This window comes from Spiroplasma endosymbiont of Megachile willughbiella (genome assembly GCF_964273395.1).
Lineage (GTDB): Bacteria > Bacillota_I > Bacilli_A > Mycoplasmatales > Mycoplasmataceae > Spiroplasma_A > Spiroplasma_A apis.
Genome location: NZ_OZ187005.1, coordinates 252,891 through 279,697, shown reverse-complemented (window position 1 = coordinate 279,697; position 26,807 = coordinate 252,891). Strand labels below are relative to the sequence as shown.

Sequence of the window (26,807 nt, the reverse complement as noted above, 5' to 3'; positions counted from 1 at the left end):
TTGTTACCTCTTTCAATATTATATTTTATACCATTAAAAAAACACATTGCTAATGTGTTTTTTTATAATTCTTCATTTTTTACATAAACTTCTCGTGATTTTGAACCGTTTTGAGGGCCAATTACACCATATTCTTCAAGTTCATCAATTATTTTGGCAGCTCTATTATATCCTATAGAGAATTTCCTTTGCAATAAACTGGTTGAAGCTTTTTGTTCTCTAACAACATAAGACCTTATTTCATCAAACATTGGATCTCTTTGAGAAGAGGAACCACCACCATACTCGTTATATTCGTTTTCTTCAATCATAAACTCCTCATCAAATATTTGAGGTTGTTGATTTGAACAATGATAAACTAATTTCTCTATTTCTTCATCGCTAATAAATGAACCTTGTGCCCTTATTAAAGATGAACTTCCTGGTGGCACATAAAGTAAATCACCTCTCCCAATCAGTTTTTCTGCTCCACCAGAATCTAGTATTGTTCTAGAGTCGATTGAACTAGCAACAGAGAAAGCAATTCTTGCTGGAATATTTGATTTTATTACCCCTGTCAAGACATCTGTTGATGGTCTTTGAGTAGCCACAATTAAATGTATACCTGCTGCTCTTGCCATTTGAGTAAGTCTCATGATAGAGTCCTCAACATCTTTTTTGTTAGCTGTCATCATTAAATCAGCCAACTCATCGATAATGATTACATAGTATGGTAATCTTCTTGAAGGTGCTGACATTTTAGAATTATAACCTTCAATGTTCTTGACACTGTTACTTGTGAATAGAGCATATCTTCTTTCCATTTCATTTATTACTTTTTTTAAAGCACTATTTGCGAGATTCATATCACTTATAACTGGTGCCAATAAATGAGGTATTGAAGAATAAATTGATAATTCTACTTTTTTAGGGTCTATCATTAGAAACCTTACTTCGTGTGGTTTAGATCTCATTAATATAGAAGAAATAATACCATTTATCATAACTGATTTACCACTACCTGTTGAACCAGCAACTAATAAGTGAGGCATTTTATCAAGCTCTCCAAATAACATTTCTCCACTTACGTTTTTTCCAATTGCAAAAAGTAACTTTGAGTTCATATTTTTCAAAGGAACATTTTCAATTACGCTTCTAAATGGGACAATGGCTGCTTTATCGTTCGGTACCTCGATACCAACTGCTGCCTTACCTTGAATTGGAGCTTCAATTCTAACATTTTGATTAGCTAATGCTAATTTTAGGTCATTTTCTAAACTTGTAATACTGTTTACTTTTGTACCTACTCCTGGTAAAACCTCAAACTTCGTAACACTTGGACCAATATTCATATTGTTAACAGTTGCTTTTACACCAAACTGTGCGAACGTATCATTAATAGCCTTGGCTTTTAGTTTAGCTTTCTCTCTAATCTCAAGCAACTCATTTTGAGTGTTTGTATCTGAATTTAATAATTCTGTTTTTGGTAAACTATAACCGGCATTTACAAATATTTCTTTATCAACCGCTTTGTTTGAATTTATTTCAATTGTTTGATTATTATTTGATCTGTTAACAAAACTATTACCAGGGTTAATAATTGACTTAGTAAAAATATCTTCCATAGGAGAAGTATAGTCATCAATACTGTATAGAGAGTTATTTTTTTTCTCTTTTTCCTCGATACTACTATTTATAAAGTCTTCTAGTGAAATTTGACTAGGTCCTTCTTTATTAACTGGTTTTTTAACTAATTCTTTTATTATTTCTTTTGTATGACCGTTAGCACCGTGTGGGGTAATTGAAGTCTCTTTGCTAAACTTTTGTCTAGCTTCCTCAGTTGACACGTTACCATATTTTGACTCTAATGGTATTGTGTAATCAAAATTTTCTTTTGGTTTACGTCTTGGTAAAAATTGCTTATCAAAATCAAACTCATTAGTAACTTGAGTTGGAGCCTTTTGACTATTTATATCACTCTCAACGTTATCATAATTTTCAGTGACAACTTTTCTATACCCTTTAACCCCGCGTGCATAAATTGGTTCATCTCTTTTCATATACTTGTGATCATCAAAGTTAATAGGATTATTAATTTTAGGTACTTCTATATCCAGATTTGAACTGTAAAACTTTTCGTCTGGTTGTTGATAAATTTCTGATGTCATTTCTTTTCTAAAACTTGGTAATTCAATCGTTATATCAGAGTCCTTAATAGAAGAAATTATATCAACATCATTCAGATTGATTTCTTCATCAATACTTATAATATTAAAAATACCTTTTTTAGTTTTAACTCTTACCTTTGAATTATTATTCTTTCCCCTTAACGAAAGAATTCTTAACCTTTTAAACACTCTTTTATGCTTAGGTTTAAAGAAATAAAAAGGATTTCCTGTAAAAATTCACATCATATTAAGAAAGAAGAAGAAAGTTGCCACTATTAAAGAACCATATATTGTTGTATATGAAAAAATTCCTGCCAAAGTTGCTCCTATTAATCCACCCCCAGCTCAAGTGGTAAAATAACTTGTTGGACTTGACCAAAGTAAACTACCTTCTGCATTACCAAAAAATGAGTGTAGCTTTCAAGTTGCTAAATATGATTTGATAGAGTCTTGAAGAATACTTTTGCTTCAATAATGTTCAATAACTAGGCCAGGATTATTTATGTGGTAAGCGCATATAAATAAAACTGAGGTAAATATTCAACAAAACATTATTCAAGTAAGGAATATCATTGCCAAAAATCTTTTTTTTGGCTTAAACTTTATACCAAAATACACGGCAAAAACCACTATGAAAAATAGCAAGTATAAAAAATACTTAAATCAACCAAATGGCAAAGTAAAAATTATATCATCTAATAATTGACCAACTATTGTTATCCTACCTAGTGACATTATATTCAAGAAAAATAAGATTAAAGCTGTTAGAATCCAACCAATAGAGTCAGACCTTCTTTGTTTTTTATGAACAGTGAATGCTTTAGTTCTATCATTATCATTTGGTACGCCCGGAAAACCATTATAATTATTCATAAAAACTCCTTTGTTTATTTGCCCTTATATTTATCATTTTAATATAATTTAGTCTCTATTTTTAATATAAATGAAAATAGAATATATTTAAAAAATTCTAACATAATTAAAGGATAAGTTATAAGTTTTCAAGTAAAAAAAAGAATAAAGTTATCAAAAGATAACTTTATTTAATATACGTTTTTTTTATAAACTCAGTTTTTAGTGTGTTCTCGAACCTCAAAAGCAGCTTCTTTGCTTATAATAATGCTTTCTTGGCTTACTCTCTCTACAATAATCTTTATTGTCTCGACCTCGTCATCATCGGAGTCTTGTGGCCTTCAATTTTCTATTTTATTCTCCGTACAAATATCTTTTGCTCCTGGAATTAGCGATATTTTATACATAGCATCCAGAAATACTAAGGTTTTGTAGACATTATCTGAATTGATCAACGGATTACCTTCTTTTGGTGGATTATTCTTAGAACTTTCGTCATCCAATCATTCCTTGAAAGCCTCAATTTCTTTATTTAAAGAAATAATCAACTCCGTTTTTTCTTTTTCAGTGAGTTTACTGTAATCTTCTTTCCAAAAATCATCAGTTTATTTACTACAAGATACCACAAGAGATGAACTTGTTACTGAGGCTCCGAACACACCTAACACTAATCTTAATTTTTTCATCATTTTATTCCCCTTTAACACTTATATTATAAGTTTAGTTAAAGTAAAATTCTTTTTAAAAAACTAAAAAAATATTAGAGTGAAATTATTAGTCAGTATTATCATTTGAGTTAACGGCGATTGTTTTATTTGTATTAACAACCCTCGTGTTAAAACTGGTTGCTCTTCTTCTCGGTTCATAGAAAGAACCTGTATTGATTTCGTTTACTATTACTAAAACAATTGGTTGCTTCCCTGTGTCTTGTTTTAAAGTTGAACGGGTACGAGATATTATTTCCTTTTTAATTAAGGACATATCGTATGAGTTTGGGTTTATTTTCATAGCCTCTCGGTGTTTATCAAATATATCAATAATTTGTTTTTGTAGAAGTTTGAATATAGGGTTGTCATCTTGTATATAAATAACACCCCTCATTTGAATATCTATTAAAGAGACTAATTCTTTAGTTTTGTCATCCAAATTAGCCCCGATGATAACTGCTCCATCAGTTGCTAATTGTTTTCTTTCGTTCAAAACAACAGCACCAATATCCCCGACTCCAATACCATCAACGTAAACATCGCTAGTTTTAACTACTTCTGAACTAATTATTAATTTTCCATTTTTGTTAATTCTAAGTACTTGTCCATTGTTTATTAGTTGGATATTTTCAGGTTTAATACCAGCTTCTTGTGCCGCTTTTTCAGCACATAAAAAGTCTTTGTACAAACCTTTTATAGGAATAAAACTTTTTGGGTTCATTATCCTTGTCATAAGTTTGATATCCTCGTAACTTGCTCTCATAGATCAAATATTTTTATCACTTAAGGCAATCAATTTTGCATTAGTTCTTGCTAATTCATCTAATATCTCTGCATGTCTTTTTTCAACACCAGCTGCTGGTGGAGTTGCTAATATTATTACATCTTTTTCAGAAAACTCTATAATGTCGTCGTTTCCTGCAGCTATTTTCGCCATTCTTGAATATAATAAGTCACCGGCTCCTGTTAAAATAAGGATACCATCTTCAGATTTAGCATATTCTTCTAAAGAAATAATGTCATTTTTAGAAATTCCCAATGAATCTTGAATGATTTTTGATTCAACAACTTTCACTAAAGTTTTGCCATATATGGCCATTTTTCTTCCTTGCTCTTTTGCCTGTCTTATAATTTCAAAAAGTTTAAATACATCCTCTTCAAATATCCCTAAAACTATTCTGTGTTTCATATCCTTCATCGGAGTTGTAATGTATTTTTCAATTCTATGATTAGGAACAGTATATCCAATTCTTGAAGCAAATTCTGAATCACTTATGAAAGCTAGGACTCCTTTTTCTGAAATCTTAGATAAGTGGTTCATATCAGTTGAGAATCAAGATTGTTCATTACCATCCATTATGTAATCCCCAGCATAAACAATTGTTCCATCCTCTGTATGTAATGCGAAACAAAAAGACTCAGGGAAGCTTGCAGTGGCTCTAAAAACTTCGATACTGTTCTTACCAAACTTTATTATTTCTTTATCTTTGATTATTTTGAAGTTATTTTCTCTATTTTTAATTCTGTATTTAAGATTACGATATTTTAATATTGTTGTTGTTAGCTCATTGCAATAAACAGGAACATCGATATCTCTTAAAATATAACTTATTGATCCTGCATTATTACTGCTTGGGTTTGATAAAAATATTCCCTTGATTCTTTTTGAGTTAGCTTTTAGATAATCAAAACTTGGTATTACAACATCAATACCTAATATACTTCTTTCTGGGAACTTGATACCTGCATCGAAAACGAATAAATCATCATCAACACTAACTATGAAAATATTTTTTCCTCTTTCGTCTTGACCACCAAGTGCCAAGAATTTTATTTCTGCCATAAATTTTCTCCTTACTTGCAAATTATAAAATTTGATTTTTTTATTATAGATAATGTAATCATTCTATAAAAGTTCATGATTACAAACAGATAATTCAACTCTCTAATTATAGGTTATATTTACTTTTTTGTGAATATTTTTAAAATTTCTCTATTATTAGTAGTTCTTTATGCCAAATAATATTTTAAATCGTTAATTTAATTTTATAATATTTTAAAGAAAAATCCTACATATTTTTGCACATTTCTTATTCAAGAAAAGTGCATTCATAAGAAATAAAAAAACATCTTTATTTAAGATGTATGATATTGAATCTTTACAAATTCGGTAAAATTTATTCAAACTCACTAAGAAGTATTTAAAAAAATAATTTTATAACACTTTCTAGATCACTTCAAAAAAGTGGTAAATGTAAGTTACATCATAAATACTATTAAAACCAAAAAAAAAACTATGTGGATTTTTCATATGTACGAATTTATTTAGTATTTGATTGCTAAATACTACAATATTTTTATTGTTTTTCAAATACATTTATATAGACCAACCCATTCTTATTTTTTATTGCTTGCGATGATTTGTTATTCAACAATTTGTAATCAGATGGTTTATTATTTAATATAAAAAGTCCTGCTATGAAATTAAATATATTTCCAAAAATCATACTGCATAACCCTAAAGCGGTACTTTCATCATATACATAGATAAGTTTCTTAGTTTTCAATGTCATAGGTATCAATCATGCTAAGGGTAATATTAAAAACGAGTTAATGATTGTTCCCGCTAACATTAATTTGTATGCGGTGTTAATTTTCTCATTGTATGTATTATATTTTTCTTTATATTTATTGGTAAAGATCACATACCCTTTATGTTTTATTGCTTTAATAATAAACAAAATTGAAAAAGTAACCATAATAAAAACTACGATTAATAGAAACAAATTGATCATAAACGCGGCTTTAAAAACAGAATTAAATATAATTAAATATAAATATAGAAAGAATCAAATAATATTAATAGCAATAAGTAATTTAGACCCAATTAATATGTTATTTTGTTTATTTACAAAACTGATCAAAACAAGACATGAAATAGAAAAAAATATCATGAAGAATGAACACAGAATATAAATTAACGGTATTAAAATAAAACCTTCATTTAATAATTCAATTGTGAATAATAAGGCCATCGAAAAGCTTACTATACTCATAGCAATACTAAGAACAGATGCACTTATGCCAAAACTTCAATAATATTTTTTCATTTATTTCTTAACTCAACTAGATTCTAATTTTGTAGCTTAATTCAAACCTAGTTAACATTTTGCTCAACACTTGTATTATCAATTTCGTCATAACTTTCTTGTTTGTTAACAAGTAGTAGTATACCCGATACGAACCCAAATGTTCCAGTAAATAGTAAACAACAAATTCCTAAAACAAGTGAATCTGAATATTCGTTTACCCTTTTTTTAACAGCTAATGTCATTGGAATCATTCATGCCAAAGGTATAATGAAAAATGATGATAATACTGTACTCACAATCATCAATATGTAGGCAATTTTTGCTAATTTACTTTCTTTATTCATTTTATATCTCCTTTTATATGTTTATCAACTTATTTATTATAACAATTTATAAAGAATAGTCCTATAAGTTTTTTAGATACGCTAAAGAAATAAGTGGAAGAATCAATTGATATTCATATTAGCTTTTATTTGTTCAATTAAAACAAATTTTAGTAGATAAAATCTTCATTTTTAAGTTAATTTTGAGTATATAAACATTAAGCAGCGAGACTATACATATTGTTCATTTATTGAATTATAATAATAAGTAGTAACTAAGGAGTTAAGTATGGGAATAAATGTGACTGATTACAATGAAATAAAGGACCAAGTTCTAACAATAGATGTAAGAACTGTTTTGGAAGTGAAAACACTCGCTAAATTAGATTGAGCCATTAATTATGAGATGAATTATTTACATAGTAATTATGAAGAAATCTTAAAAAATCACGAGAATAAGAAAATTATAACTGTTTGTAATGCTGGTAACAGAAGCTCTCAAGCAGCACAATTTTTAAGAGAAAAAGGGTATGACGCCGATTACCTTGATGGTGGTATCTATAGGTATATGAAAATTTTTAAAAAATAAAAAACTTCATCATTAGATAGTAATCTAATGATGAAGTTATATATTAAATTTGATTTGCCAAATCCTTTTTTAATCTTCTATAAAAATTACTAAGATCGAAGCCTTTTATAAATAAGGATACTTTATCATCTTCAATGCTAACTTTTAATCCTAGCTTTTTAAGACTCTTAAGATTAACTAGGGAAGTACTTACCAGTTTTATTTTGTTATTATCATCAATTTCTTCAATATTTTCTATTCCACCCAGATATTTTATTATGTTTGGATAAGTGAATGCTGTTTCAATATTTATTAATTTATTTTTTTTGAATTTGATGTTGATTCTTTTAGCAATTGATAAATAAGTAAATAGCATTAAGGCTAATATAATAAAAGTAAATGTTATCAGAATTGTTGTAAGATCCATTAAATCACTTTTTCCTTATCTTTAATAAATATATCTCTTAGAACTTTGATTTCACTTTGTTCTTTTTCACATTGGTGGCTGATTACACTTACTTTGATATCACTTACTTTAATTGAGATTTGTTTGTCGATTAACTTTATGACTTGAGTATCGCAAATCAAAAGTTCATTGATACTCTCTAATTTCAAATTAAGCTTATAACTGTTGTTTAATATTATTGGAGAATTGAGTGTTCTGAATTTATTGGTGCTTATAGGGACAAGTTCTTGTAATTGATATAACATTTGATTTTTAGGTAAAATTACAGCTCCACCCGTTGATTTTATATACCCTGTACTTCCATTTGAAGTAGATATTACAAGACCTGTTCCATGAAAGGTTTCCAAATAATCGTTATTGATAAAAATATCTATATAAAGTGCTGTTCGCTCATTTAATATTTTTATCTCATTCGTTGCATAGAAACGATTCTGACCGTTTTTGATTTCTAAAACTTCATATTCATAAATACTATAAGTTTCTTCCTCAATCATTTCCAGTATTTGTTCAAAGTCATCAACTCTATTTTTGTTGGTATAAAAACCAATACCCCCTAATTTAAAGGGTATAAACTTTGTTTTCTGTAATTGATTTTGATATTTGGCAACAGCTTTCAAAAAGGTACCATCACCCCCGATTACAAAAACGAAATTAGGGTTTGATTCTTCTAAGACTCAACCTTTAAGGTATAACTTTTCGATAAGTTCCTTACTTAGTTTAATAGTAGAATCATAATCATTTTTAACAACATTGAATTTGAACATAAATACCGCCCTTTCCATTAATTTTACTTATTTATTTTATAAAAATAAATAAATTGTATAATTAGTTATGTAAAACTTTAAGGAGTATTAAAATGAATAAAAAAAGAATGATATCTGGTATAACCACAACCGGTCAAATGACATTAGGAAATTATATTGGTGCTATGAAGAATTTTGTAGATCTTCAAGAAGAGTTTGAAATGTTTGTATTTGTTGCTAATTTACATGGTATTACTACACCGATTGACAAAGCGTCATTAAGAAATAATATTAAAAGTATGGTGGCTCTTTATTTTGCTTGCGGTATGGATCCTGAAAAATCAACAATATTTTTGCAAAGTGATGTCCTTGAACACACTCAATTGGGTTGAATATTGACTTGTAATACAACATTAGGAGAACTACAAAGAATGACACAATTCAAGGATAAAGCTTCTAAGGTCAAATCAGATAATGGTACAGAGTTTGTTCCAACAGGTTTGTTGACATATCCAACATTGATGGCTGCTGATATATTGCTTTATGATGCAGAATTAGTTCCAGTTGGTAAAGATCAAAAACAGCATATTGAGTTAACAAGAAACATTGCCGAAAGAATGAATAACAAGTTTGGAGAAATGTTTACATTACCTGGTGAATATACGCCAAAAATAGGTTCCAAAATAATGGATTTACAGGATCCAACTAAAAAAATGTCTAAATCAAGCACAAACCCTAAAAGTTATATTGCTTTGTTAGATGATTTGGAAGTTGTTAAAAACAAGATTAAATCAGCTGTGACTGACTCTGAGAATATCATCCGTTATGACCCAGAAAATAAACCCGGAGTAAGTAATCTTTTGACAATATATTCATCTTTAACAAATAAAGATATTGAAGAAACAGAAAACTATTTTAAAGGCAAAGATTATGGTGTATTGAAAAACGAAGTTACTTCTGTTGTTGTTGATTTACTTAAAAATATACAAGACAGGTACAAACAATTGCTTAACTCTAAAGAAGTGGAAGAATGACTGGAACAAGGTGCTCAAAAAGCAACTTCAATTGCAAGTAGAAAAATGAATAAGGTGTTAAACCTTGTTGGGTTAAGTTACAAAAGAAAATAATTAGTATTTCTTTAAATATAATAATTTTATGATAATGAGCATAATAAAAAACTATCGAGATTTCGATAGTTTTTTGTTTGAAAGTTTAAAATAATAATTAAAATTATGTTTTTGTTATTCTTTTTTTATTTTTTTATTTTTAATACACTTATCTTGAAAGTATTTTAAATGACCGTTTACATTTAAAAAAACCGTTTCTTTCAAGTAAACCCTTAGTTTCATACCTCTTTCAATTGCTAACATAGTTCACTCTTTCATACTTGCTGAATTTGCTTGTAATATATCATAAATAACCATCACGTCAGCATAGGCATCATGATGATTGAATTTAATATCAAAATGATTTGCAATTGTATTCAGTTTATGATTTTCTAAGTTTGGCAATAGTTTCTTAAATAATTGTACTGTGCAAACAAATATGAAATCTTTATTGATACGAAGTTGGTTTTTTATAACTGATGAGACATCAAAAGCTGCATTATGTGCATATACCACATAGTCTCCATTAAAATAATCCTTAATATTTTTAAAATATTGTTTTAAAGTTAACTTATCTTTAAACTGTAGCGACCATTCTTGAATTTCCTCAATAGATAACTGGTTTTCTTCATCTCTAACTGAGTTTATAATAAACTCATCAAACCATCAAGGACTGGGTTTCAACCATTCGTTAAAACTTTTTACTATTTTACCGTTTTCAACGACTATCATTGCAAATTGTATAACACCGTACATATTATTGACTGTTTCAAAATCTATAATTACATATTTATCTTCACTCGTTTTTATAATTTCTTTCATAAGTTCTTTATGATTTTTAAATTGTTTACTGAAAGAGAGGTTTATATCAAAACGAGTTTTTTTATTAACTAGTTTATGAAAAACTTTTGTTTGTAATCTTGAGTTTACTTCATTTATATAAATTTCAAAATCCTCCTGCTTATTGTTTAAACTATTTTTATTTTTTTGTATTTTTATTATCTTGTTAAATAAACTTACTAACTTGGGTTCAATGTAGTTAATATATTCAATTTCGCTTTTTTTCAAGTTAAATAAACAATATTTAAAATCTTTGAATTTTTCTCTTAACTGCTCATCTAAATAAATGATTGTTTTATATAAAATTAGTTGCAACCTATGAATTGGTAAAATTTCTTCAATGAATTTAAACTCTCATATAGTTTTATTTTGGTAATCAACACAATCTATGCGACCTGAATAAGTAATACCATCTTTATGTTTTAGACTTATATTATATTCAAACTCACATTTATTACTCAATAACCCTTTAAAGATTTTCATAGCAGTTTGATTATCTTTTTTCGAGATTCAATCAATTTCTTGAATTTGATTTAGTCTAGAGAAATCTTGGTTATCTATTGCAAACATCAGCAATACTAGTTTTAAAATATTAATTTTCTTTTTTTCATATTCTTCGATTACTTGCATTATCCACTCTTTTTTCTCTTTTAAAAAGTTAAATTCTGGCAATTCCGAGTGAACGGAGTTTACTATTGATTTGATATTATCGATTATATTGTCTAACTTTTTAACTTTATATACATAATACAAAGGAAAATATACCCCGTTAAATACGGTTAAGTTTTCGTAATATTCTTTATTATTTTGTACAAATTTTTTTGAGTTCGGAATATGTTCTAAAGAGTATCTAGTATTATATTTAATTTTTTTAATATCAAATTTTTCTAACTCCTTATTGAAATGTTCAATTGGTAAAAAACTAAGAAGACTAGACACACTTTTTTCCGTAACATCATTCTTGAAAAATGGTTCAAATTCTAGGTTATTATTTTTGTTTCAAGTTTCTTTGTCTTGTTCAGAAATGTTATATTGTATATATTCTTTCAAATTATTAAAATTTAGGAACTTGAAAGCTTGATTTGAAAAGTGATTGATGACTATCGTTTTTTCTGAACTCCGAGTTAGAGCTACATAATGTAAATTAGTTGGTTTCTTGTGATCTGAATATTTATCATAATGAGAAAAATAGCTATTATCAAAATCAAATATTATCGCTACTTTTCGTTCCCTTCCTTTTGCTTGATGAATTGATGAAAAAACAATTTTGTTCATCAATTCATTGTCTACTATATTTTCTTCATCACTAAAAGGTTTATAAATCAAATGACCTTTATTCGATAGGAAGGTTGCAAAGTTTCCCAAAGGATTCCTAGATGATTTAACCGAGTTAGACAAAATAAAAATATCTTCATCGTTGTATTTATCAAAGATAGGTTTTAAATAATAATAAAGAGAGTTAGTGTCAAAAGCATTTGTTACAAGATAATTGAAACTACCATCGATTTTTTTATTTGAGTTTATTATTTTCTCATTGTAATACACTTCGTTTATAAAATTTGCACACTCTTTAGTGATTCTAAAGCTTTCACTTAAACTCATTTCTTTCCATTCATAATCATTTATTTCTTTGAATGCATATTCGGCATTAATCAAAAAATTAGGGTTTGAGTTTTTAAACCCATAAATTGATTGCTTTGAGTCTCCTAAAACACAAATTAATGAATGAGAAAATTTTGTTTTCAAAATTTTCATCAAAGGTTCATAAATTAATGGTGTCATATCCTGAACTTCATCCAAGATTATAATATCGCTTTTTTCACCATCAGTTCGAATAGGTTTACTATCAGATTTAATTTTAGCCAATTTTAAGTCATCATCACAAAGAGTGTTAAATCAATAACCCATAAAAGAGTGAAATGTTCTTACCTTAACATTTTTTAGATTTCATAAGTTTATTTTTTCCTTTGTTTCATCAGCTAATCGTTTATTATACGTTAAGATCAAGACTTCTTTCTCTTTGAAAGATTTGGCAATCAACAAACAAGTAGTTGTTTTTCCGCTTCCTGCAACAGCTTCAACGGTAATGTTATATTGATTTTTGAGATTTTCTATTATGGCTTTTTGTTCTTCGCTAGGATTATGATTCATAAGTAGATTCCATTCTAAGTTTTCTAAAATTATTTTATAATAAAAATGATAACAATAAGTTTAAAAAAAATCATTTGAATAAGGTCAAATGATTTTTTCTAAAATGAATAAGGTCAAAAAAACAAAGTATTTTAAAATAAACTAAAAAAATATAATGCAAAAACAAATACAATAGATAACAAGAAACGTATCTATGTATTTCACGAATTATATTTATGATACAAAATTACTTTGTAAAACCTATTATCATTTATAAGATGCTCTATACTTTTGTTCTTGCACAATGAAATAATTGTACACATATCAAAGCACATAAATTCAAATTTAATTAGTATGAGCGAAACTTTATCGAGGTTTTCTTGCTTATATAAACACTTGCGGATTTTTTATCTTCAAATATATATCAACGTATCTGCTGTCTCACCACATCCACAGATTCCACAATTTTCTGATGTTTCTTTAAATTCGCAATAAGCGTTTAAAAGTTCTATACGTCCATTTTCTAATGAGCTTGAAGTTAGTTCACCTTTTTTTACCGCTAATAAAATAGTTTTACCACTATCAAGGGCATTTAAAATAGGTGAAAAATCTCCTTTATCAACTGATGTGATTTTAACTACATTATTCAAATCTTTAGCCATAACTTACTCTCCTCTTAACTATAATATTATAAAATAGTTGAAAATGATTAACTCTCATATTCTTCTTCGTTGAACTTTCATAACAAATAATTAACTTTCTTTAATATTTTCGAACAATTTTGTTTAGGACGATAATCTCTACAAAATGGATGAATTGCAATAAAGTTTTTTTGTTCTAGCGACATCTTTTTAAGGTCAACAAGTTCAATGATTCATCCGAAGTATCCGTATTCAGTATTGTTGAAGTTCTCTTTAATCATATGAAATTTACATATAAAACATAATCTCATTTCATTCTCATCTTTATTTATTAATTTCGGTGCGTTATTTCAAGCACTCTCAATATCTTCTTTAGTGAATTCAATTGTGTGATCTTCCTTTAAGGTGGCCATAATTTACCTCTTTTCTATAAAATAAAAAGCCTTGTAAAAAGGCTTTTAAAACAACTATTTTTTTTCGTTTAAAGCTTTTTTTGAAGCGTCAACAATAAGTTCAAACTGTTTTGGTTCGTGAATAGCTAATTCTGATAACATTTTTCTATTCATGTCGATACCTGCCAATTTTAGTCCATTAATGAATTTTGAGTAACTTAATCCTAATGGTCTAACAGCAGCATTAATACGTATAATTCATAATTTTCTGAAATCACGTTTTCTTAGTTTACGTCCAACGAACGCATAATGCATTGAACGAACTACTTGTTCGTGTGCTTTCTTATAATTTGCTTTTTTTGTACCATAGTAACCTTTAGCTCTTTTGATTCAACGTTTTCTTCTAGCTCTAGTTACTTTTCCAAATTTAATTCTTGCCATATTTTCTTACCTACCTTTTAGTTTTGTAATAGTCCTTTTAGACGTTTCATGTCTCCTGCTGAAACAAATTGAGCTTTTTTAAGATGTCTTTTTTGTTTTGTTGTTTTATTTTGTGCTAAGTGAGATCTATAAGCTTGACCTCTTTTAAGCTTTCCACTTGCTGTTTTCTTTACTCTTTTAGCCAAAGAGCTTTTTGTTTTCATTTTAGGCATAACTATTTCCCTCCTATATTTAACCTTTTTTAGGCACTACATACATATCTAAGAAACGAATATTTAGTTTCGGCTCTCTTTCGATTTTTGCGATGTCTTCTATTTTTGAAAAAAATTTCTTTAGGGTTTCTTTACCAAAATCTTGGTATGCGATTTCTCTTCCCTTAAATTTGAGTGAGATTTTTACTCTGTCACCAGCTAGTAAAAATTCTCTTGCTTTTCTGGCCTTGGTGTCAATATCATGATCACCTATACCAACTGTTAATCTAATTTCTTTATTTTCGACTTTAACTTGATTTTTTTTATTTTCTCTAGTTTTTCTTTTTTGTTCATATTTGAATTTACCGTAATCTAATATTTTAGCAATTGCTGTTACATTATCTTGATTACCAACTTGAAGTAGATCAAGTCCTTTTTCTTCAGCGATTTTCAAAGCCTCAAACTTATTAATAGGTCCAACCCTTGAACCATCTTCATTTATAATAAGAATTTGTTTCGCTCTAATTTCACGATTTACAAATTCTGCTTTCACATTTCTATTGTCTGCCATTCTTCCTCCAAAAAAAAGTGTGCCTTAAAAGATTAGGAGCACACTATAAATTATTTATTTCTTCACTTAAAATAATAAATAAGTTTTACCGCTTCCTGAAAGTGACGGTGAGCTGCGTGCTTCTTCTTTTAAACCAAAATAATTATAATACATTTTTAGATATATTATTAAAATATTTATATTAAATTTAAAAAATTTTGTAGATTATAAAAAAGTTACAAATCTTTATAGATTATCTTTAAGTTGAAATACAGCAATAAATCATTTTTTTAGTGAATAAAGTGTAAGAAATAGTATATTAATTAGTCATATAAAATTTACTGTGCTAATTTAAACAATAGAACAATAAAAAATACAAGATTGACAATTAAATCTTGTATTATTTATTTTAAATAGTTATTACAGGTTTTTTTAAACTACATTTCTTTGATAACTTCTATACCAATTAAATTAAATGCATTGCTCAAGACTTGTAAAATACATTTTATTAAAAATACTTTTTGCTTAGATAGAGCAAAATTATTCTCATCAAAAATCTTAGTATCTCCATAATATGAGTGGAATTTTTTTGATAAATTTTGAATAAACTCACATATTATATTGGGTAATCTTGAAGAAGCAGAGTATTCGACAATTCTATTGAAAGAATCCATCAAAATTATCAACTGTTTTTCTTTATCATTTATTTCAAGTTCAGTGTCTAATTCATTGATATCCAGACCCATATCAGCTGCCTTAGTAATTATTTTGTTACATCTTGCTGTTGCATACTGTGCATAATATACAGGGTTAGTAGCATTTTTTTGAACAGCAACATCTAGGTCAAAATCCATATGACTTGAAGGTGTTTTAGAAAGCAACATATATCTTACTGCATCTTTACCAACCATTTCAATCAGATCTATTAGCCAAACCGCTGTCCCTTTTCTTTTAGACATTTTGTATTCCTGACCATCTTTCATCAATCTAACCATTTGGATCATATCGATGCTTAATATGTCTTTTTTGTTTCCTAAAAGTGATAGACCGGCATTCATTCTTGAAATATAACCATGATGGTCACCACCCCAAAAGTTAACGTACTTATCAGCACCTGATCTTTCTATTCTTACTTGATGACATGCAAGATCAGGTGTTATATATGTGTAGTCACCATTAGATTTGACTAAAACTCTATCTTTATCATCGCCATACTCAGTGGTTTTTAATCATAAAGCTCCGTCAAGTTCATAAGTCTTTCCTTTTTCTTTATATATACTTAGAACATGTTCAATTCCATTACTTGAGTACATTTCAGCTTCACTCGTATACAATTGAATTTCTACACCAAACTGAATAAGTTGTTTTTTAATTTCACGCATAAAAATTTCAATCGATTCTTTTTTAAATAACTCATGTGTTTCAGGATCAGAAATCTTATTATCCTTGAAAGTTAAATCTTTAAATTTATCTCCGTGCTTTTCTAAAAAAGCTTTTGCTACTTCGATATACATATCCCCACCATACATCTCTTCTGGTTTTTCAATATTTTGTCCTAACAACAATTTATAGTGGTAAAACAATGTTACTGCAGACACATTTATTTGATTCCCCGCATCATTTGTATAGTATTCTGTTTCAACATCATAACCAGCAAATCTTAATATTCTTGCAACTGAGTCTCCTATTGCACCATTTCTTGCATGACCAACATGTAAATATCCTGTCGGGTTTGCAGAAACTAATTCTAAGTTGTACTTGAAATTTTTTCTTTTAGAAGAACCAAAAGCTTCTTTTTCTTTATTTATGGAATTTAAAACCTTAAATGTAATTTTTTCATTAATAGTCATATTGATAAATCCTGGGCCAGCAACTTCAACTTTATCAAATATTTTATTTTTAGATAATTCAGTGGTAATTTTATTAGCTAATTCTATTGGGTTTGAGTTGTTTAACTTTGAGTTAATCATTGCAAAATTAGATGAAAAATCTCCGTTACTTCCTTCTCTTGGTCTTTCAATTAAAACTTCTCCCTCAAGATTATTATTACTTATGATATCTTTGAAAATACTTTCAATTTCTTTTACAATAATGCTCATAGTTTATCTTCCCTTCTCAGTATATATTTTTACACTAAATTCACTTTGGATACACAGTAAATTATACCTTATTAAATTGCCTGTTTTATTGACTTAATTAAATATAATTTATCTTTAATCTTAAATAGTAATAAAAATAGACACGCTTGTGTCTATTTTTTTATATAGTGAATGTTGTTCCACTAGTTCCTTCGATAACTTGGTTCGCCTTTTCAAGTGATCCAATAATAGCATCTTTTTTTGTTCTTTCAACAAAAGATAATGCTGCCTCAACTTTTGGTAGCATACTACCAGCAGCGAAGTGTTTTTGTTCAACTAAGTCTTTTGCTATCGCCAACGGTGTCTTGAATAATACTTCTTGGTCTTCTTTTCCAAAATTAATCATCACATTCTCAACAGCTGTTAGAATAATTAACTTATCAGCATCTATTATTTCAGCTATTTTGGCAGCCGCAAAGTCTTTATCAATAACAGCAGGAATACCTAGATATCGATCATCTTGCTCAATTACAGGTATCCCACCACCTCCAGCAGCAATGGTGATAATATTATTATCTAAAAAATTGGATATACAAGTTTTTTCCAATATGTCAATTGGTTTTGGTGACGGTACAACCCTACGTCATCCTCTACCAGCATCTTCTTTCATTGTCCATTTGTTTTCAACTTGTAAATGTGCGGCTTCGCTTTCTGAGTAAAAATTTCCTATTGGTTTACTTGGGTAGTCAAATGCAACATCTTTTTTATCGACTACTGTCTGGGTTATTATTGTTGCAACTTCTCCTTTTAACTTTCTAATTTTCAATTCATTTACGATTGCGTTCTGTAGATGATAACCAATATAACCTTGACTCATACTACCACATTCTGGAAAATCAACCATAGGAGATGAATCCAAAACTTTATGAGCAGAATCAAAGGCTAAATTTATCATTCCAACCTGTGGACCATTACCATGAACTATCACTATTTTATTTCCTTTTTCATACATATTTACTATATTTTTTGCTGTAAGTTTCACTATTTCTTTTTGTTCTTGTGGGCTATTGCCTAAGGCATTACCACCGACTGCTACAACTATTTTTTGCATAATTACCCCTTTAGAATATTGTTCCGGCAGGAAGCAATGACCCCAAACCTAACATTATTATTGATAAACCGGCTGTTAGTGCAATATATATTCAAGAACCTTTTAAGAACTTACCATAATCTATTCTAGCTATACCAAGAGACCCCATAACAACTCCGGAAGTCGGAGTAAATAGATTAAGAACCCCACTAGCAAATGAAAATGCTAGAATTGATCCAGAACCTGCCCCAACGCTTGTTGCTAAAGGACCTCATATTGGAAAGATTGCTGCTGCAAATCCGGAAGTTGACGGAATTAAGAATGAAAGTGGCAGGAAAATTAAGAAGGAAACAATAACAAATCCTGATTTATTCATTCCACCCATACCATCACTTAAAGTTTTAATTATGAAACCATTCATTTGAGTAGCTTCTAAAATTACACCAACACCAGCAGCAGTTGCTATGATCAAACAAACACCTAAAAGGTCTTTTGTTCCGTCAATGTATCTTTCTACAAAGTCTTTTTCACCTCTTCAATTTAGCAATCCTATAAATAATGCCGCAATTAAGAAGAAAGTTGCAACCTCAACTAAATAACCCGAACCAAATCCAGGTATTAATGCAGTTAATCAAGGAATGTGTTTATTCATTCAATCCCCCGCACCTTTAGCATCAGCACATTTTATAAGACTGTCCCATCCTACAAGATAAAGAACCATAAGTATAAATGTTATAGCAAATACAACCAGGGAAAGGATTCTTTTTCAGTTAAATGGAACTTCTTCTTGTTTTTCTCCTAGGAAAAAAACTTTGTCCCCTTCATAAGTTGAAAAAGTCACTGACTTTTGTGGATTTTTTTTAACTCTGCTAGCATACCACATTACATAACCAACACCAACAGCTGTAAATACTATTCAAGAGATTCAACGAAATGCCATACCATCTCCTGATTTTAAATTACCTGATGATTCTGCCAATGCAATAACAAACGGGTTAACTGTAGAAGCTAAAACTCCTGTTCCAGCTCCAAAAAGTACTATCATTAATCCCGTAAATTTATCAAATCCAGTTGATAACATTAAAGGTATTAGTATCATATAAAATCCTAAAGACTCTTCTGCCATTCCATAAGTAGACCCACAAAAACTAAAGAAAGTCATTAGTATTGGAATCAACCAAATTGAGTTTTTACTAAACTTTTTAGCTAAACTTTGTGTGAATGCATCTAAGGCTTTTGATTCCATTAAGACAAGAATAAAACCACCTAATGCTAATATGAATATTATTACTTCGGCTTTGTTTACAAAACCTTTCATCACTGAATAAAAGACATCTAAAACCCCAACTGCTACCAGTTTAGTTTTTTCAACATCTCCATTTTCAAGTACCTTATCATATGAAAGTCCGGCACCCCCTAATATTCAAGAAAGAACTACTATAAACAATATTATAAAAAATAATATAGTAAATGCAGTGGGCATCCTGAACTTTCGTTTTCTTTTTTTGGTATTAATTTCGTCCATATTTAACCTCTTAATAAACCCTTAATTTTTTGAGGGTTTATTATCTATAAGCCAATCATAGCTACCATTATGGCTTTAATAGAATGAATTCTATTCTCTGCCTCTTCGAAAACTAATGATCTTTTTGATTCAAATACTTCATTTGTTACTTCCATCTCGGTAAGACCAAACTTATCAAAAACTTTTTGACCAATTTCTGTGTTCAGATCGTGAAATGCAGGAAGGCAATGTAAGAATATAGCATCTTTATTTGTATTTTTAAACATCTCGCTTTTAACTTGATATGGGCTCAACAATTTAATTCTCTCTTCTCAAACCTCATCGGGTTCACCCATAGAGACTCACACATCAGTATAAACAACATCTGCTTTATCGACCGCTTTCATTGGGTCAACTTCAAACTCGATTTTAGCACCTGTCTCTACACATATCTCTTGACATCGTTTAACAAGCTCTTTGTCTGGTCACAATTCCTTAGGTGCCGCTGCAACAAAGTGCATACCCATTTTAGCGCAACCAATCATTAGTGAGTTAGCTACGTTATTTCTTGCATCCCCGCAAAAAACAAGTTTTTTACCTTTTAGGGTACCAAATTTTTCAATGATAGTCATAAAATCAGCTAAAATTTGTGTTGGATGATACTTATCTGTTAAACCATTGAAAACAGGTACACCAGAATAATCTCTCAGTGCTTCTACATCACTGTTTTTAAACCCTCTAAATTCAATGGCATCATACATTCTTCCTAACACTCTAGCTGTATCTTGAATTGACTCCTTTTTACCCATTTGTGAACCAGCACTACCTAAATAAGTTACATGAGCTCCTTGGTCCAATGCAGCAACTTCGAATGCACACCTAGTTCTCGTACTATCTTTTTGAAATAGTAAGACCACATTTTTTCCTGTTAACTTAGGTATTTCATTCCCAGCGTATTTCGCTCTTTTTAAATCTCTTGCAAGATCCAAAAGGTATTCAATCTCTCTTGGAGAAAAATCTAAAAGTGTTATTAAACTCTTTCCTTTTAAATTAAGCATTATATATCCTTCCTTATTTATCTCTATGAAGTGGCATTGTCATACATCTTGGCCCACCTCTACCACGAGAAAGTTCGCTACTTGGTATTAAAATAACTTCCACTCCTGCTTTTTCGAGTAGATTTATTGTTACTCAGTTTCTGTCATAAGCAATTACCTTTCCTGGTGCAATTGTTAGAACATTTGTACCATCGTTTCATTGTTCTCTATCAGCTGCAACCGGGTTATCACCACCACATTTAATTAAAATTGGTGGTTTACCGATAAGTTCCTCAAGAACCTCAATAAGAGATTTTGAGACAGTTTTTGTTCCGCATTCAGTAACTTCATAAATTTTGAAAGCTCCTGGGTCATCAAAAATGATTGGGTGAACAATAAATTTGTCATAATCAACATTTGTAAAAACAGTGTCAAGATGCATAAAACTTCTTGATTTTGGTAGTTCTAAAACTAATATTTTTTTATATGATCCTTCTTTAAATAATTTTTTAGAAAGTAATTCAATTGCTTCCATTGAAGTTCTTTGGGAAACACCAATGATCAATGATTCTTCATTTAAAACAAGGACGTCTCCACCTTCTATACTAAACTCATTTTGTCTTTCGTAAAATAAAGGAACTTTATCGGCATAATCTTTGTGATTTTTAAACACAAATTGCGGAAATATTGTTTCTCTATTCCTTGTTTCGCTTCACATTCTGTTCAAAACAACACCATTACCAACAGATGCAAATGGGTCCCTTTGAAATAGTACGTTTGGTAGTGGGTCGGAAATAAATGGATAATCGCTTTTATCTGTTGGTTCTAAATCAATTTTTAGAGTACCTGCAATCATCTCGTTAACCATATCTATATTGCTCATTTGGCATATATAGTTTTTATATTTATCAATTCATTTACCCTCAATCTTAGCTTCTTTTATGAAAGTGTCGATGAACTCGTCCTTAAGTTTGGGATTTTGGTCTAAAGCTTCAGCCACTAAGTTTTCAATATATAAAACTTGAATCTTATTAGCTTTCATTTTAGCGACAAACTCGTCATGCTCTTTTTGAGCAACTTTTAAGAATGGTGTGTCATCAAACAATAATCTTTCTAAGGTGTTCGGTGTTAAGTTTTCTAACTCCTTACCTGGTCTATGTACTAAGACTGTGTTAATTTTTTTTATTTCGGAAAATACTTGAATTTTACTCATATTCCTTCAACTCCTATCATTGATATGGTTAACTATCTCCCTTCCCATAAACATAATAAACCTAAAATATAAAAAAAATACTAATATTTGTATTTTAATTAGAAATTATTCTAAACATAAAAAAATAACTTACTCTTGTAAGTTATTTGTGAATTTTTCTATGTCCTTGATAGAGGGATTTAATCTTTTTTTGTTAACTACCAAATTGTTTCCCTTGCAATACTTAAGATAATTATTTTCCGCTTCTAAAAGTTGAGATTCTCTTTTTTCTGTATTTTTATCATTATCTATTTTATATTTTATATTTCTAATTTCGTTTTCTAATTTATACACATGTAAGATCATCTTATGATAATTATTTTGTTCTTCTGATGTGTATTTTTTCTTAGGAATAATAGTATCTCCTGGAAAATAATTGATATCTTTGTGTTTACATCCAACATGATGATAGCCTTTAGAGATTGCTTCACTCATAGTAATATATTTTTTATCATACTTTTCAAGAGAAAGTACTTGATTTTCGAATGGTTGACAAAGTTTACAACAATCCTTTACTTCTGCAACATATATCAAGGATTTCAGTCTAAGCGCTTCTTTTTTTCCAAACCAATTATAAATTCCAAACATAGGTTTATAGTTATCATTTTTATACTTTATTTTTTTATCCTTTGGTTTATTTATTAAATCATTTTTTTGTTTATTCTTTTTACTTAGTTTCTTTCATGGAATAACAAAATATAGTATTACAACACATAATATTATAATGAGAATCATTCATCATTTCAGACTAGATAAATTAAACATATTTAAACATTCTCCTCATTAAGTTTTTCATAATACTCCTTGGAATCTATCAGCGAGATTCTTTGTTTATTATTACAAATTGTACATAATCCCTCACGTTGTTCTTCTTTATCAAAATCTAAAGGTATTTCAAAAATAAACTTTGAAAAATCTCAACAGCTTTTACAAAATGTAAAAATATAATTAATATCATCATCAAATATAAATGCCATAAATACTCCTTATAAAAAATAAAATGATTAAATCATTTTATTTAAAACTTTATTTACCAAGTTGTTTTTTAATAGAATTAGCAACATGTTCAACATCTGGACCAATTACAATTTGAGCACCCTCTGCACCCAATCTTTTTGTTCCAAAGGCTCCTGCTAATTTGACCATTTTATCATCTATTAATGAATTATCTTTCAAAATAAGTCTTAGTCTTGTTGCACAATTATCGATACTTACAAAGTTATCTTCACCAACAGCTTTTATAATTTTTGCTGCCATCAAATCATATTTGTTAGTAATCTTAGAATTATTAGATAATTCTTTGTCAAGTAAGTCGTTAGAATTGATTGAGGCATCATCTTTTATTTCTCGTCCAGGTGTTGCCAAATTCATTTTAGTTATTGTTATATAGAAAACTAAATAATATGTTAAACCAGCACCAACTGATAAAACCAAGATTCATAGGGGATTGCTCAACACTAGACTATCGTGATATTTTGCAATACCTCAAGATTGTGCAAAAGAGATCAAATAATCTATGAAACCGGCACTAAATCCGAATCCTATTTGTATATGCATTCCAGTAGTTATTGCAACAAACACACCTGTCATTAAAGCATGTAATAACAATAATAATGGTGATATAAATACGAATGAGAACTCAAGTGGTTCAGTTATTCCTGATAAAAAGGAAACTGCTGCTACCCCACCAAGAAATCCTGCCACTTCTTTTCTATTTTCTTTTCTTGCAGACATTATCATGGCTAAAGCAGCACAAGGCATTCCACCCATCATAATTGGGAAGAAACCAGACTGGAATAATCCTGAATTTGACATTCCGTTGGCAAATGCATTAATATCTCCGTTTACAAAAGTAGGATCTCCTATCACATTTCCATTGATTGGACCTACTTTAAAGTCACCAACAGGTAGTTGGAACCAGAAGAAAGTATTTAGTATTTGGTGTAAACCAAAAGGTAGTAATAAACGATTTAATACTCCATAAATTGCAGTTCCAGGTACAGCAACAATTGGATTATTAGGATTAGCTACCAACCCACCAAATGACACTAAACCATATTGTATTCAAGGTCAAATGATTGAAAATAATAATGCAACTGGTATAGCAGCAACTAATGCAACCATCGGTACAAATCTACGACCTCCAAAAAATGATAAAGCTGTGGGTAGTTTAATATCTTTAAACTTGTTGTAGAAAAATGCAGACATACAACCAGAAACAATACCTCCTAATACACCTATATCAAGAATGTATTTACCCCCACTTATATTTTCAACCGATGCCTCAGTACCTTCTTTGTACAAAGGAACATAAAATAATCTTGACCACATGTCTCCTTTATTGTCCTCGAAAGTAAATACGCCTTTATAAAACATCTCAGGCAAAGTATGCTCAGCTGTTAATGCAGCCAGTGACATATAAAAGATTAATGCCACTAGAGCAACTTCTCCACGATGATCTTTAGCTAATCCAAATGCAGTTCCGATTGCAAATAGAAGAGGCAAATTCTCAAATGGTACCGCACCTGGTTTTTGTATTAGTGTTGATATTCAATATCCCACTTTATTTGTGATTAATACACTACCATTATCTAATATCTCAGATGTGTATTGTAAACCCAATGCACCAAAACGATTTAATATTGCTGCAAATGGTAGAACTGCAATTGGGAATTGCAATGCTTTACCGAGTTCTTGCAACATTGTTAAAAAGTTGTTCCACGACCCCGAACCACCTGACGAACTTTTTGTTTTCTTTGCAAGTCTTTTTTCTTTTTTGCTCGCAAATATTTGTTGTTCAGCCATATAGCTCTCCTTTTCTATGACTATTATTGTCTATATTATAATAATATATTTTTTTGAATATTTCTCGTTTTTTTCTTGATTTTATTGGAATATTTTCTATACTATTATCCTATAAATTTTCCAATTGCTATCCCCAATGTAACTAATGAACCAACATATCCAACTAACATAACAATAACTATTCCATAATATTGTCAAAACCTAAAAAAGGATTGTTTACTAGTTAAGGTTTTAAATGTATCCTTTTCTTCTTTTTTTCTTCTTTTGAATCAGACAAAGAAAAAAGTTGCTAGTAATCCAAGTACTAGCAAACCAATTCCAATAGCTAAAACAATTCATGCTTGATTAGTAGTTAATTTTGCTAATATTATCATTATAATTCCTCACTCGAAAATCTAAAATGGCTTCAAGGTTTGATAAAGTCAAATAACCTAAATTCCGATTCTTTGATCCTTCCTATATAATTATATTTATTTTCAGTGTCTTCTAAGTTATCCTTGAGTATTATGTGAAGTTCACCTTTATATTTTTTATCATTGTTGTTTACAATTACAACATCACCGTATGTGTACAACTTATTGAGATTATTTGGTTCAATTGACGCGTCTTTATATTTTACTCTGCTAAAAGTTGATCTTATAAAGTATTCATTAATATCTCCTCTTCGAAAGTGTTCAAAGTTTAGAACTCCTTTTTCAACTTCCGATATATTTGTTAGTATTTTTAAATCAAAAGTAATTTCGTAACGTTCAAGTGAACTTAATTCTTTTAGTTCTTCTTCAGATGCATAAGCATTACCAATCAATACAGTATCAATCTGATTGCTATAAAATAAAATTTTGGCTTGTTCCTTTATACTTAGGTCTCTTTGTTCTTCTAAGGTTGGTAATTCTTTACAATCAAAAGCAGTTGTCATCTTACCAAAATGGCTACCAACAAAAGCGGCTGTTTCTAAACCATGTTTTAAAAATTTCTTATTCGCTTTTTTAAAGAACTCAAAAGGAAGTCCTGTAAATCTCATAGGATAAAAATTATGGCAACCACTTATCCTACTTTTAACTGGTTGAAAATCTAAAACATTATCTATCAAATGATCGTTATTTGACATATTTAGTTGTATATCGATATGTTCATTGTTATGTGTTACTGTTGCAATTTCAAACGGTAGACTAGGAGAATCTAATCTCAAACAGTCAATTCCATATTGTTTGCACTTTCCTAAATTATCCATTTGTAAATTGAGAAGTCTCATTGATTTATATTCAACATCTAATATTGTATAAAAGCCAAGTGACTTAGCATATTTTAAACTTCTCAAAACTTTTTGGGCTTTATTATTAAATTCCTCGTCATTAGCAAAGTGAAGGACACTTGTAAATAATACTTCAAAACCATACTCTTTTGCTCTTTCTAAATATTGTTTATCTTCTTCAAAAGATGATTGTTCAGGATAAATTGATATACCTAACCTTCTTTTCATATGTAACCTCTTTCATAAACTAATTTTAACAAGAAAAAAATCTCTTTATTCAAGAGATTTTATAATTATTTTCCAATTGTATTTATAATTAAGTTTATTATTTTTTCTCCACTTCCAATAGAGTAAGTTTCTGCATCTATAACCAAAACTGGTATTGTTAATATTTTTTGTAAAGCTTCTTTTTCATAACTAACCTGTGGACCTAATAGTATCAGATCATAATTTTCTCCAATAATTTTAGCTTCATCAACCGAAGTTGCTTTAATATCAATTTTATAATCACTATCATAAGCGGCATCTTCGACCTTTTTTAAAAGAATCGAAGTACTCATTCCAGCTGTGCAAGCTAATAAAACTTTTTTCATATTATGT

General features: G+C 29.2%; 26 protein-coding genes. 2 read left to right on the top strand and 24 right to left on the bottom strand.

Annotated features, from left to right (window positions below):
- Positions 1–62: 62 nt before the first annotated feature.
- From ACI2WZ_RS01245 to ACI2WZ_RS01225, 5 genes are all read right to left on the bottom strand, one after another.
- Positions 63–3,020: a DNA translocase FtsK gene (locus ACI2WZ_RS01245; protein WP_500245000.1), complete on the bottom strand. Its 2,958-nt coding sequence runs from the start codon at positions 3,018–3,020 to the stop codon at positions 63–65.
- A gap of 170 nt (positions 3,021–3,190) precedes the next feature.
- Complete coding sequence (locus ACI2WZ_RS01240; RefSeq protein ID WP_500244999.1) at positions 3,191–3,547, bottom strand: hypothetical protein; 357 nt, start codon at positions 3,545–3,547, stop codon at positions 3,191–3,193.
- Between the two features lie 226 nt (positions 3,548–3,773).
- Positions 3,774–5,549 (bottom strand): ribonuclease J, encoded by a 1,776-nt coding sequence (locus tag ACI2WZ_RS01235; protein ID WP_500244998.1) that lies wholly within the window; start codon positions 5,547–5,549, stop codon positions 3,774–3,776.
- Between the two features lie 514 nt (positions 5,550–6,063).
- The gene (locus ACI2WZ_RS01230; RefSeq protein WP_500244997.1) at positions 6,064–6,816 is read right to left on the bottom strand and encodes a hypothetical protein; all 753 of its coding nucleotides are present in this window, start codon (positions 6,814–6,816) and stop codon (positions 6,064–6,066) included.
- A 47-nt stretch (positions 6,817–6,863) separates the two neighbouring features.
- Positions 6,864–7,142 carry a hypothetical protein gene (locus ACI2WZ_RS01225; RefSeq protein ID WP_023789021.1) on the bottom strand — a complete coding sequence of 93 codons (279 nt, stop codon included), beginning with the start codon at positions 7,140–7,142 and terminating at the stop codon, positions 6,864–6,866.
- A gap of 268 nt (positions 7,143–7,410) precedes the next feature.
- Between ACI2WZ_RS01225 and ACI2WZ_RS01220 the strand changes: the two genes are divergently transcribed.
- A complete protein-coding gene (locus tag ACI2WZ_RS01220) occupies positions 7,411–7,710 on the top strand; it encodes a rhodanese-like domain-containing protein (RefSeq protein ID WP_500244996.1) in 300 nt (99 codons plus the stop codon).
- 43 nt (positions 7,711–7,753) lie between these two features.
- On the opposite strand, the gene ACI2WZ_RS01215 is transcribed toward ACI2WZ_RS01220, so the two are convergent.
- Positions 7,754–8,116 carry a hypothetical protein gene (locus tag ACI2WZ_RS01215; protein ID WP_023789019.1) on the bottom strand — a complete coding sequence of 121 codons (363 nt, stop codon included), beginning with the start codon at positions 8,114–8,116 and terminating at the stop codon, positions 7,754–7,756.
- Positions 8,116–8,919: an NAD(+)/NADH kinase gene (locus tag ACI2WZ_RS01210; RefSeq protein WP_023789018.1), complete on the bottom strand. Its 804-nt coding sequence runs from the start codon at positions 8,917–8,919 to the stop codon at positions 8,116–8,118. The genes ACI2WZ_RS01215 and ACI2WZ_RS01210 overlap by 1 nt, the downstream gene beginning before the upstream one ends.
- Before the next feature lie 92 nt (positions 8,920–9,011).
- On the opposite strand from ACI2WZ_RS01210, the gene trpS reads away from it, so the two are divergent.
- On the top strand, positions 9,012–10,025 hold the full coding sequence (trpS, locus tag ACI2WZ_RS01205; protein WP_500244995.1) for a tryptophan--tRNA ligase: 1,014 nt from the start codon (positions 9,012–9,014) through the stop codon (positions 10,023–10,025).
- Positions 10,026–10,139: 114 nt separating this feature from the next.
- Here trpS and ACI2WZ_RS01200 read toward each other — a convergent pair whose 3' ends face one another.
- The 17 genes from ACI2WZ_RS01200 to ACI2WZ_RS01120 form a co-directional block, all read right to left on the bottom strand.
- Positions 10,140–12,995, bottom strand: a complete 2,856-nt coding sequence (locus ACI2WZ_RS01200; RefSeq protein WP_500244994.1) for a UvrD-helicase domain-containing protein — start codon at positions 12,993–12,995, stop codon at positions 10,140–10,142.
- A gap of 386 nt (positions 12,996–13,381) precedes the next feature.
- Complete coding sequence (locus ACI2WZ_RS01195; RefSeq protein ID WP_500244993.1) at positions 13,382–13,636, bottom strand: hypothetical protein; 255 nt, start codon at positions 13,634–13,636, stop codon at positions 13,382–13,384.
- 47 nt (positions 13,637–13,683) lie between these two features.
- A complete protein-coding gene (locus ACI2WZ_RS01190) occupies positions 13,684–14,028 on the bottom strand; it encodes a hypothetical protein (protein ID WP_023789014.1) in 345 nt (114 codons plus the stop codon).
- Between the two features lie 54 nt (positions 14,029–14,082).
- Complete coding sequence (rplT, locus tag ACI2WZ_RS01185) at positions 14,083–14,448, bottom strand: 50S ribosomal protein L20 (RefSeq protein WP_023789013.1); 366 nt, start codon at positions 14,446–14,448, stop codon at positions 14,083–14,085.
- Positions 14,449–14,465: 17 nt separating this feature from the next.
- On the bottom strand, positions 14,466–14,660 hold the full coding sequence (gene rpmI / locus ACI2WZ_RS01180; protein WP_023789012.1) for a 50S ribosomal protein L35: 195 nt from the start codon (positions 14,658–14,660) through the stop codon (positions 14,466–14,468).
- Between the two features lie 19 nt (positions 14,661–14,679).
- Positions 14,680–15,210, bottom strand: coding sequence for a translation initiation factor IF-3 (infC, locus tag ACI2WZ_RS01175; RefSeq protein WP_500244992.1), 531 nt, complete (start codon positions 15,208–15,210; stop codon positions 14,680–14,682).
- A 416-nt stretch (positions 15,211–15,626) separates the two neighbouring features.
- Positions 15,627–17,288: an arginine--tRNA ligase gene (gene argS / locus ACI2WZ_RS01170; protein WP_500244991.1), complete on the bottom strand. Its 1,662-nt coding sequence runs from the start codon at positions 17,286–17,288 to the stop codon at positions 15,627–15,629.
- Between the two features lie 160 nt (positions 17,289–17,448).
- The gene (gene arcC / locus ACI2WZ_RS01165; protein ID WP_500244990.1) at positions 17,449–18,378 is read right to left on the bottom strand and encodes a carbamate kinase; all 930 of its coding nucleotides are present in this window, start codon (positions 18,376–18,378) and stop codon (positions 17,449–17,451) included.
- 10 nt (positions 18,379–18,388) lie between these two features.
- Entirely contained in the window at positions 18,389–19,882 is a 1,494-nt protein-coding gene (locus tag ACI2WZ_RS01160; RefSeq protein WP_500244989.1) for a YfcC family protein, read from the bottom strand.
- A gap of 44 nt (positions 19,883–19,926) precedes the next feature.
- Positions 19,927–20,922, bottom strand: coding sequence for an ornithine carbamoyltransferase (argF, locus tag ACI2WZ_RS01155; RefSeq protein ID WP_500245178.1), 996 nt, complete (start codon positions 20,920–20,922; stop codon positions 19,927–19,929).
- A 10-nt stretch (positions 20,923–20,932) separates the two neighbouring features.
- Entirely contained in the window at positions 20,933–22,111 is a 1,179-nt protein-coding gene (locus ACI2WZ_RS01150) for an arginine deiminase (protein WP_500244988.1), read from the bottom strand.
- Positions 22,112–22,240: 129 nt separating this feature from the next.
- Positions 22,241–22,915, bottom strand: coding sequence for a phage minor capsid protein (locus ACI2WZ_RS01145; RefSeq protein ID WP_500244987.1), 675 nt, complete (start codon positions 22,913–22,915; stop codon positions 22,241–22,243).
- A gap of 2 nt (positions 22,916–22,917) precedes the next feature.
- On the bottom strand, positions 22,918–23,127 hold the full coding sequence (locus tag ACI2WZ_RS01140) for a hypothetical protein (protein WP_500244986.1): 210 nt from the start codon (positions 23,125–23,127) through the stop codon (positions 22,918–22,920).
- Between the two features lie 49 nt (positions 23,128–23,176).
- Entirely contained in the window at positions 23,177–24,955 is a 1,779-nt protein-coding gene (locus tag ACI2WZ_RS01135) for a PTS transporter subunit EIIC (protein WP_500244985.1), read from the bottom strand.
- A gap of 104 nt (positions 24,956–25,059) precedes the next feature.
- Positions 25,060–25,329 (bottom strand): hypothetical protein, encoded by a 270-nt coding sequence (locus tag ACI2WZ_RS01130; protein ID WP_500244984.1) that lies wholly within the window; start codon positions 25,327–25,329, stop codon positions 25,060–25,062.
- Entirely contained in the window at positions 25,329–26,435 is a 1,107-nt protein-coding gene (locus tag ACI2WZ_RS01125; RefSeq protein ID WP_500244983.1) for a DUF871 domain-containing protein, read from the bottom strand. Before ACI2WZ_RS01125 ends, ACI2WZ_RS01130 begins: the two co-directional genes overlap by 1 nt.
- Positions 26,436–26,500: 65 nt before the next feature.
- A complete protein-coding gene (locus ACI2WZ_RS01120; protein ID WP_500244982.1) occupies positions 26,501–26,800 on the bottom strand; it encodes a PTS sugar transporter subunit IIB in 300 nt (99 codons plus the stop codon).
- Between the last annotated feature and the right edge of the window lie 7 nt (positions 26,801–26,807).